The sequence below is a fragment of the Moraxella bovoculi genome, assembly GCF_000988745.2.
GTDB lineage: Bacteria > Pseudomonadota > Gammaproteobacteria > Pseudomonadales > Moraxellaceae > Moraxella > Moraxella bovoculi.
Genome location: NZ_CP011381.2, coordinates 565,550 through 575,031, shown reverse-complemented (window position 1 = coordinate 575,031; position 9,482 = coordinate 565,550). Strand labels below are relative to the sequence as shown.

The window sequence follows — 9,482 nt, the reverse complement described above, 5'->3', positions numbered from 1 at the left end:
TGCCAGAGCAATAAACAAATAAACAATAGTGGCGATTTTTTAAGGCGTAAAATATGCGATGCGATCAGCATGACTGGTCTGCTGGACATTGTCAATACCTTATTGCAACAAATGATAATGATAAAGATTCATTCTTTCGTATTCTACTATAATTCATCCGCCCAATGCCAGATGTATTGTTATTTTTATGTAATATAATAACAAAATGTTTACAAGTGTACACAATGACTACTGCCAAATCCATGGTGATGCCTTATGATGATGGGCTAAAGCTTGCGACTTTTTTGGTTTTTGTGTCATCAAAAGATGTTATAATAGATTAAGATAAGCTGGTCTGTCATCGCTTGGCATACCAGCCAAACCAGCCAAAAAAGGTGTCTATATGTCAGACTCACAAACCAAGCCTACCGTGCCAGCAGATGAGGCGAATCCTACGTCCAAGCCAGCACCAAAACGACCCAAAAAACAGCGTCCACCACCAGAGAAACTCATTCCACATTCTAAGGACATGGACGCCACCAAGCATCGTGTCCACCCACGCTTTGCCAAGGGCAAATATCAAAGCATCCGTCTGGTGGTCATGTATGCCATCTTGGTGGGGTTTTTGGTCGCTCCCTGGCTACGCTGGAATGGCAGGCAGGCGATACTGCTTGATGTGATTGAGCCGAAGTTTTATATCTTTGGGGCGACTTTCATGCCGCAGGATTTTTATTTCTTCGCTTTTGTGTTCATCATTGCGGCGATGACGTTGTTCATGGTAACCGTCTATGCTGGTCGTGTGTGGTGTGGCTATGCCTGTCCGCAGACCATATACGTGCATCTGTATCAGCACGTTGAGAAGTGGATCATCGGTGATCGTAATAAGCGCATGAAGTTCGACAAGCAGCCTTGGGGCGCTCAGAAGATCATCAAGACGCTGGCTGTGCACGCCGTTTGGGGTGTGATCTCAGCGGTGACAGCGCTGACCTTTATTGCTTTCATCGTCGGTACGGATTATCTGTTCTTCAATGGGCAAACCCCGTTCTTTATGGGTTGGGGTAAGATGACATGGGTGTTTTTCATTCTCATCACTTTCGTTACCCAGACGAATGCTGGCTACATGCGTGAACACATGTGTGTGCATCTGTGTCCTTATGGTCGCTTTCAGTCGGTGATGTTTGACAAAGACACCCTACTCGTCTCCTACGACTATGAACGCGGTGAGCCTCGTGGCGCCAGAAAGCGTGGCGATCATCCAGCAGGCTATGGCGACTGTGTGGACTGTAGCATGTGTGTGCAGGTTTGCCCAACAGGCATCGACATCCGTGACGGTCTACAAGTAGAATGTATCCAGTGTGCTGCCTGTGTGGATGCGTGTAATGAAATCATGGATAAGGTCGGATACCCGCGCGGTCTGATTCGCTATACCACCGAACGCCAACTGCTTGAAAAGCAAAAGACCAAAATCATCAGCCCGCGTATCTTCGCTTACATATTCGTACTAAGTGCTGCCATCACTGCTGCGATACTGGTTGCGACAGGTCGTGCACCGCTAGAGATGGAGATTCGCCATGATCGTAAGCAGTTAAGCACGGTCAAGAACGGTCAAGTCGAGAACAGCTACGTCCTAAAAATCGTCAATAAGACCGACGAGCGTCAGGTGTACCGAGTACGTCTGGATGGTGAGCATGCTGGCATGACCTTGCGTTCACGATTTGACAGGCTGCCATTACAAGCCAATGAACCTTATGATCTGCCTGTCAGCATCATTGGTGATGCCAATGTCATCAAGCCAGGTAACACACCTGTTACCATCACCGTATATACCGAAGATGGTAAATACAGTGCCAGCGCTCAAGATATCTTCATCTACGAGCCCAAGAAATAAGATGGCACATCAACCAAAATTCCCAAAGTCTGCTTTGGGAATTTTTTTGTGCATACTGTCAGCTTATCTTGTATATTTTGGGTGCCCCGCCCTTTAGCCCCACTCTAAAATATGCTAGAATACTGGTCAAATTTATCATACAGCCTGATTTCATGACCAATACTCGAAAAGAACCTTGGTACAAAAACCCCTTCATGACTATATTCGTCATCGGTCTGCCTGCACTCGTGGTGGTGATATGTATTTTCTTCATTATCTATGCCATTCGAGTTCAAGACAGCACTGTGCGTGATGATTGGTATATGGATGGCAAGATGCTCTATCAAGATGCCACGCGCGACCAGTTGGCGCATGACTTAGGCATCTTTGGTATCATGCGCTTCGATGGTGACAATGTCAGCTTTGAGCTGCGCTACCCTAGCGACACCCTGTCATCGGGTAAATTACGCGATAGTACACCATTAGAATATCCAAAGATGCTCGCTGTCAGCATCTCGCACGCCACCGACAGTACCAAGGATAAGGATCTAAGCATTCGCTACGTTGGCGAGAATCGCTATGAGGGCAAAGTCACGCTGGATGAAACCCCTGCCAAATACTATCTACAGGTAAGCAACGATGGCATCCATAACTGGCGTCTCGTTCATGTTCAAAAGCTACCTGCTAAGAACGTTGCTTTCTCACCGCTTGATAGCTTCGATGAAGAGCGCCAAGTCCTGCCTGATCAACGCGATCTGCGTCCTGCTCAAAATCAATAATCCTGTTAGGATTGCGCTGGCATGACACCATTAAGAAGTCAATAATAAACCGTCCAAATGGATGATTTGGGCGGTTTATTATTACTGTGATTATGTGCTGCTTTTGATGAGTCTGGCGGATTGTAATGCCGCTTCTTCTTCAGCGATGACTTGGCGCGCGACGTGTAGGATGAGCTGTCTTAGCCAGCGGTGCGCCGGATGATGCTGTAGCAGTGGCGACCACGCCATTGTCAGTTCAAATTCAGGGATGAAGAATGGCGGCTCTTTCACCACAATCTGTGGGTTATTATGCGCCTGTAGCTTGGCGACACGCGTGGGCAGAGTAGCGATCAAATCCTTATTCGCAGCGAGCATCGCAGGCATCTGATAATGACGGGTGAAGACGCTGATTTGGCGTTTTTGACCCAGTCTTTGTAGCGCTTGGTCGATCGAACCTAGACCACCCGACTTCTCAGGATTCACCCCAAAGCCCACGCCCATGCCTGTCTTAGACACCCAGACGTGCTGAGCCTTTAGATAATTTTTAAGGTTAAATCGACCCACATACGGGCTGTCCGCTGACAGCAGGCAGCTGAACGTATCGCGCCATACCAGCACCTGATGGAAGCTCTGGGGAATTTCGTTAAAGCGGTTAATCGCTAAGTCCACACGCCCCTGCTCCATGTCACGATAAGAGACATCCGACGGTGTCAAAAAGTCCAAAATTACGTTCGGTGCTTCGCTACGCAGTGCCTTGACCAGTCTAGGTACCAAGGTCGCCTCAGCGTAATCGCTCGTCATGATGCGAAACACGCGCGAGGTGCTATAAGGACGAAACTCGGTACGCGGCTCTAATAGCGCACTGACATCCGAGAGTATCTCTCTGATGCGCGGCTGTAGCTCGCCTGCGCGCTCGGTTGGTGTCATGCCCTCTGATGAACGCACTAGAAGAGGATCATTAAACAAAGAACGCAATCGACGCAAGATATTACTCATGGCAGGTTGTGTGATGCCAAGCTGCTCAGCAGCGCGCGTTACGTTCTTCTCACGCAGCAGCACATCCAAATACACCAATAAATTTAAATCAACTTTTTGCAAATTCACGCTTTACCCTTTTATTATTTTGACCGATGGCGGTCAATCATTGTGTGTACACCGTTTGGCTTTTGGTGATTTGAATGACGCCATCGATCCGCTTGTAGTCATCAATGCGCCCATTCATATCTTCAGCACTGATCTTAATCGCCAGCATACTGCCCAAATTCTTGTACTCATATAGCACCTCATCTGCATGATGGTGGATGGCTTGCATGAGATTGTCTTTTTTGTCTTTATCGTACGATATGATGTACACGCCCGTCTGCTTATCAGGTATAGACATCAGATTTGTGCTATTCGCCTGCTTAGTATTTGACAGACTCGCACAAGCGGTCAGCAGCGTCAACATCGCCACCGATAGCACCTTAACCATACCTGATGATTTTAATACATCATCCATCAATTTAACGTCACTCATACAATATTTACCGCCGTACCGACATCCACCACATTATAAAGCCACACGATATCCTCATTGCGCATACGCACGCAGCCATGCGACATAGGCTTGCCCATCGGCTCGGTATCGGGCGTGCCATGGATATATATGTAACGCGAAAAAGTATCGCAGACGCCATCGGCATTCTCACCCTTATTCACGCCATCCTCACAGCCATCAAGCCACAGAATTCTGCTCAATATCCAGTCATGATCTGGGTTCTTACGACCTAGCTCATCATCATAGATCTCGCCCGTAAATTCCCGACCGACGAACACGGCATTCATGGGATATTCGCCGCCGATTTTTTGGGCGACGGTGTGTCTGCCCAGCGGCGTGCAGCCCGTGTTCTCAAGCTGACCTGTGCCATTTTTGGCGGTGGATACGCTAAACTGCTTGATCAATTCATCGCCATCATAGACATCAAGGGTCTGATTGGCGGTATCAATCAATAAATGAACTTTGGAAGTCGCTTGGCTCATGGGTTATCAAATTAAAAAATGATGGATATTTTATAAATTGTTAGTTTATCAAAAAATTTAAGCTTTGGGGGAAATTTTGCGCGAATTTTTGATGATGCTATTAAAATATTTTTCGGCAAATCAGCCAAACCATGCCCAAAAGTGCTATAATCCTAGAGATTCATTTGGCTCTTATTTTTAAGTTTTTTAAGGAATGTTCATGTCAAACGCCACCATCTTACAAAACCTACCTACCGGCAAGAAAGTCGGTATCGCCTTCTCTGGCGGTCTTGATACCTCTGCCGCCCTACTATGGATGAAACAAAAAGGCGCAGAACCTTATGCCTACACCGCAAACCTAGGTCAGCCTGACGAAGACGACTATAACGCCATCCCTGCCAAAGCAGAGCAATACGGCGCAGTCAAGGCACGCCTTGTCGATTGCCGACTACAGCTCGCCCTAGAAGGTATCGCTGCCATTCAGTGCGGCGCATTCCACGTAACCACAGGTGGCATGCCTTACTTCAACACCACACCGCTGGGACGCGCTGTAACTGGTACGATGCTCGTCTCTGCCATGCGTGAAGATGACGTGAACATCTGGGGTGACGGCTCAACCTATAAAGGCAATGACATCGAGCGCTTCTATCGCTACGGTCTGCTGGCCAACCCTGAACTAAAAATCTACAAGCCTTGGCTAGACCAAACATTCATCGATGAGCTGGGCGGTCGTGCTGAGATGAGTCAATTCCTCATCGACAATGGCTTTGACTATAAGATGAGCAAAGAAAAAGCCTACTCAACCGACTCTAACATGCTGGGCGCGACCCACGAAGCCAAAGACCTTGAGTTTCTTAATGTCAGTCACAAGATCGTAGAGCCTATCATGGGCGTGGCGTACTGGGATGAGAATGTAAAGATTGATGCTGAAGAAGTTAGCATCACGTTTGAAGAAGGCACGCCTGTGGCAATCAATGGCGAGCGCATCGAAAGCCCAGTTGATCTTATCCTAAAAGCCAACGAGATCGGTGGCCGTCACGGTCTGGGTATGACCGATCAGATCGAGAACCGCATCATCGAAGCCAAATCTCGCGGCATCTATGAAGCCCCTGGCATGGCGCTATTGCACATCGCTTATGAGCGTCTGGTGACTGGCATCCATAACGAAGACACCATCGAGCAATACCGAATTAACGGTCTTCGTCTAGGCCGCCTACTGTACCAAGGTCGCTGGTTCGATTCTCAAGCCCTGATGCTAAGAGAGACCGCTCAGCGCTGGGTGGCGCGCGCCATCACAGGTACAGTCACGCTAGAGCTACGCCGTGGCAACGACTACAGCATCTTAAACACCAAATCAGAGAACCTAACTTACGAGCCAGAACGTCTGTCTATGGAGAAGGTTGAAGATGCTGCATTCACTCCGCTTGATCGCATCGGCCAATTAACCATGCGCAACCTTGACATCGCTGACACTCGTCACAAGCTTGGCGTCTACACCCAAAGCGGCCTTCTGGGCGTGGGCGGTGGCAATGCCGTACCACAGCTTGAGAATAAGTAAGCATTTATATTCACCAAAAGCACGCTCAAATGGGCGTGTTTTTCATGTGCTATTTTTGAATAAATGATGAATTCTATTGCCTTGCAAAGGTTTTTTGTTTCGTTTGGTTTGATTGTCGCGATCGGCGCTCAGAATACCTGTGTACTAAAGCAAGGTTTATTGCGCCAGTATGTCTTTTGGGTGTGCTTGATTTGTTTGTTATGCGATTTTATTTTGATGAGCATGGGCATGCTTGGTCTAGGAAGCCTGATTAGCCAAAGTCACACTGCCACGCTCATGCTTTGTCTCATGGGTGCTGCATTCTTATTTTGGTGCGGTTTTCGTGCCTTCAAATCCGCCCATCAAGGCACGAGCGCATTGGCATTAGACGATCAGCGTCAAACCCACGCACTGGGCAAGACCATTGCCACCACGCATGCTTGAACATTATTAACCCCACACGTCTATCTCAACACCTTTGTTCTGGTAGGCAGCATTGCCAGCCCACTTAGCTTGGGCGACAAATACTACTTTCTCATCGGGGCAGTGCTGGCTTCAGCGACTTGGTTCTTTGGGCTTGGTTATGGCGCAAGACTGCTTACGCCATTATTCAAAAAGTTTGCCACTTGGCGAGTGCTAGACACGTTTATCGGCATCGTCATGTGGGCGATTGCATTTTCGCTAGTACGCCATGCGCTCACGTTAGCAACCTAAGCCGTGAAATCATTTTGGCAAATGCCCGTTTCATGCTAAAATAGTCAAATCATACTTTAGCGAGCCAGATCATGACCACACTCACCCTGATTCAGCCAGACGATTGGCACATCCATCTGCGCGATGGTGACGCCCTGCGCACCACCGTTACACACGCCGCACAGAGCTTTAACCGCGTCATCTGCATGCCAAACCTCGTCCCACCTGTCAAGACGACCGAGCAGGCGATCGCCTATCGTGGACGTATCTTGGACGCGTTGGCCAATGCTAACATCAGCGCCGAACGCAAGCAGAGCTTCGACCCCTGCATGGTACTATATCTCACTGATCACACCACAGCTGATGAGATCGCTGCCGCTAAGGCTTCCGGTGTAGTACGCGCTGTTAAGCTCTACCCAGCAGGCGCCACCACCAATTCAGCTGATGGTGTTACCGACATTCTAGGGCGCGCAGAAGTCTTTGAAGCCATGCAAAAACATGGCATCCCACTGCTGGTACATGGCGAAGTCACGCACAGTGATGTGGATATTTTCGATCGTGAAAAGCGTTTTTTGGATGAGATTCTGTCGATTATTATCAAAAACTTCCCCGAGCTAAAAATTGTCATGGAGCACATCACAACCGCTGATGCGGCCGATTTTTGTTTGGCTCAGGGCAGTCACATCGGTGCGACCATTACACCGCAGCATCTGCTATTTAACCGTAATCATCTGCTGGTTGGTGGTGTTAAGCCGCACTATTATTGCCTACCTATCCTAAAACGTGCCGACCACCAAAAGCGCCTATTAGAAGTAGCGACCAGTGGCAACCCCAAATTCTTCTTAGGCACAGACTCAGCACCGCATGCCACTCACACCAAAGAGAATGCTTGTGGCTGTGCTGGCTGTTATTCTGCCGTACACGCCCTGCCGTTATATGCAACAGCCTTTGAAAGCGTTGGCGCGCTTGATAAGCTTGAGAATTTCTCTAGCGTCTTTGGTGCTCAGTTCTATGGCTTGCCTGTCAATACCAGCACCATCACACTCATCAAGCAAGAACAAACCATCCCTGAAGCCTACGACTACCTAGACGGCAAGACCTTAACACCACTAATGGCAGGTCAGAGCCTAGCTTGGACACAGGTGTCGTGATGACATCGGATAAGCCTATCACCCTAAAGGAGCGTTTTCGCGGTTTTATGCCCGTGGTCGTGGATGTCGAGACAGCAGGCTTTAATGCGCAGACAGATGCCTTGCTTGAGATTGCCTGCATTCCCATTGTAATGGATGAACAAGGTCAGCTCATCCAAGGCGAACCACTAAACGCCCACATCGAGCCGTTCATCGGAGCGAATCTTGAGCCTGCCGCACTCAAATTCACCGGCATCAATCCTGAGAGTCCCTTTCGAAAGGCGATCAGCGAGGATGAGAAAGTCGCCCTGCGCCGCATCTTTAAGGCGTTAAAAGAAGTGCGTAGACAATACGAATGCCGTCAATGCATTCTGGTCGGGCATAATGCGCATTTTGATTTGGGTTTTTTGAATGCTGCCATCGCGCGCACCAATTCAAAGAATCACTCGCCATTTCACGCCTTTAGCGTGCTCGACACGGCAAGTCTATCCGCCCTTGCTTATGGGCATACCGTGTTGGCGCGAACCTGTGTGATGGCGGGCATCGAATTTGACAACAATCATGCCCATTCTGCATTATACGACACCCAAAAAACTGCCGAGCTGTTCTGTAAGATTTTTAATGAATTGCCCATGCTGGCCATCAAAGGCAGCGACGACACTACAGATAACATCAGCGCAGATGATAACTGCGCACCCACCCAACCCTAGGAGTAACCATGCCATCATTTGACATCGTATCAGAATTAAACGTTCAGGAAGTGCGTAATGCCATTGGCAACACCGACAAAGAGATCGCCACGCGCTTTGACTTTAAAGGCAGTGACATCACCGTCGAGCTGAACGAAAAAGCCAGAACTGTAACCATCACCTGCGATAACGAGCTTCAATCAGACAACGTTTACGCCATCTTCGAAAAGCAGCTCATCAAGCGCGGCGTCGATTTACAAGTCCTCGACCCACAAGATAAAGCCCAATCAGGCAAAACCGTCAAGCAAGTCATCAATCTAAAAGACGGACTAGACTCAGACACCGCCAAAAAGATCAGCAAAGCCATCAAAGAAAGCGATTTAAAAGTATCAGCCAGCATTCAAGGCGACAAGATTCGCGTCAATGACAAAAAGCGCGACAATCTACAAGCTTGCATGGCATTTCTAAAAGAAAAATCATTTGGCGTGCCACTGCAATTCAACAACTTCAAAGATTGATTTTTTAAAATAATTTTTTTATATAAATCAAATATTTACAAATTATTTTAAATTTTTGAAAAATAATCGCTTGACGGATAAAAATAATTTGCTATAATAGCGCCACTTTTGAGAAACACGGTGAAAGCGTTCAAAAGTTGGTAAAGCGATTTGAATAAAATCAGTTTTACAGTCCTTGTGCTCCATTCGTCTAGAGGCCTAGGACACCGCCCTTTCACGGCGGTAACAGGGGTTCGAATCCCCTATGGAGTGCCAATATTCTAAAAACAGCCCTTAATTTTAAGGGCTGTTTTTTATTATTTATTTATTAACA

At 47.9% G+C, this 9,482-nt stretch carries 9 protein-coding genes, 1 tRNA gene and 1 pseudogene; 8 read left to right on the top strand and 3 right to left on the bottom strand.

Translation table 11 applies throughout. The features are described from left to right. Positions 1-508: 508 nt before the first annotated feature. Together ccoG and AAX10_RS02695 are read left to right on the top strand one after the other, a co-directional pair. Positions 509-1,867, top strand: a complete 1,359-nt coding sequence (ccoG, locus tag AAX10_RS02700; RefSeq protein ID WP_046700576.1) for a cytochrome c oxidase accessory protein CcoG — start codon at positions 509-511, stop codon at positions 1,865-1,867. A gap of 152 nt (positions 1,868-2,019) precedes the next feature. Continuing rightward, the gene (locus AAX10_RS02695) at positions 2,020-2,625 is read left to right on the top strand and encodes a FixH family protein (protein WP_046699762.1); all 606 of its coding nucleotides are present in this window, start codon (positions 2,020-2,022) and stop codon (positions 2,623-2,625) included. A 90-nt stretch (positions 2,626-2,715) separates the two neighbouring features. On the opposite strand, the gene AAX10_RS02690 is transcribed toward AAX10_RS02695, so the two are convergent. Genes AAX10_RS02690 through AAX10_RS02680 form a run of 3 tightly spaced genes read right to left on the bottom strand, consistent with a single transcriptional unit; the run spans position 2,716 to position 4,623 of the window. Beyond that, a complete protein-coding gene (locus AAX10_RS02690) occupies positions 2,716-3,708 on the bottom strand; it encodes a LysR family transcriptional regulator (RefSeq protein ID WP_046697940.1) in 993 nt (330 codons plus the stop codon). A 37-nt stretch (positions 3,709-3,745) separates the two neighbouring features. Next, positions 3,746-4,120 (bottom strand): hypothetical protein, encoded by a 375-nt coding sequence (locus AAX10_RS02685; protein ID WP_046699761.1) that lies wholly within the window; start codon positions 4,118-4,120, stop codon positions 3,746-3,748. After that, on the bottom strand, positions 4,117-4,623 hold the full coding sequence (locus AAX10_RS02680) for a L,D-transpeptidase (protein ID WP_046699760.1): 507 nt from the start codon (positions 4,621-4,623) through the stop codon (positions 4,117-4,119). Before AAX10_RS02680 ends, AAX10_RS02685 begins: the two co-directional genes overlap by 4 nt. 199 nt (positions 4,624-4,822) lie before the next feature. Here AAX10_RS02680 and argG point away from each other — a divergent pair, with 199 nt between their 5' ends. The 6 genes and pseudogenes from argG to AAX10_RS02650 all read left to right on the top strand — a co-directional run bounded on the left by argG (position 4,823) and on the right by AAX10_RS02650 (position 9,424). After that, on the top strand, positions 4,823-6,160 hold the full coding sequence (argG, locus tag AAX10_RS02675) for an argininosuccinate synthase (protein ID WP_046697937.1): 1,338 nt from the start codon (positions 4,823-4,825) through the stop codon (positions 6,158-6,160). A 63-nt stretch (positions 6,161-6,223) separates the two neighbouring features. After that, positions 6,224-6,853: pseudogene (locus AAX10_RS02670) on the top strand (LysE/ArgO family amino acid transporter). Between the two features lie 68 nt (positions 6,854-6,921). Then, on the top strand, positions 6,922-7,983 hold the full coding sequence (pyrC, locus tag AAX10_RS02665; protein ID WP_080947001.1) for a dihydroorotase: 1,062 nt from the start codon (positions 6,922-6,924) through the stop codon (positions 7,981-7,983). Then, complete coding sequence (gene rnt / locus AAX10_RS02660; RefSeq protein ID WP_046699758.1) at positions 7,983-8,672, top strand: ribonuclease T; 690 nt, start codon at positions 7,983-7,985, stop codon at positions 8,670-8,672. Before pyrC ends, rnt begins: the two co-directional genes overlap by 1 nt. Before the next feature lie 8 nt (positions 8,673-8,680). Further along, the gene (locus AAX10_RS02655) at positions 8,681-9,169 is read left to right on the top strand and encodes a YajQ family cyclic di-GMP-binding protein (protein WP_036365001.1); all 489 of its coding nucleotides are present in this window, start codon (positions 8,681-8,683) and stop codon (positions 9,167-9,169) included. Between the two features lie 179 nt (positions 9,170-9,348). After that, positions 9,349-9,424, top strand: a tRNA-Glu gene (locus AAX10_RS02650). Positions 9,425-9,482 lie beyond the last annotated feature (58 nt).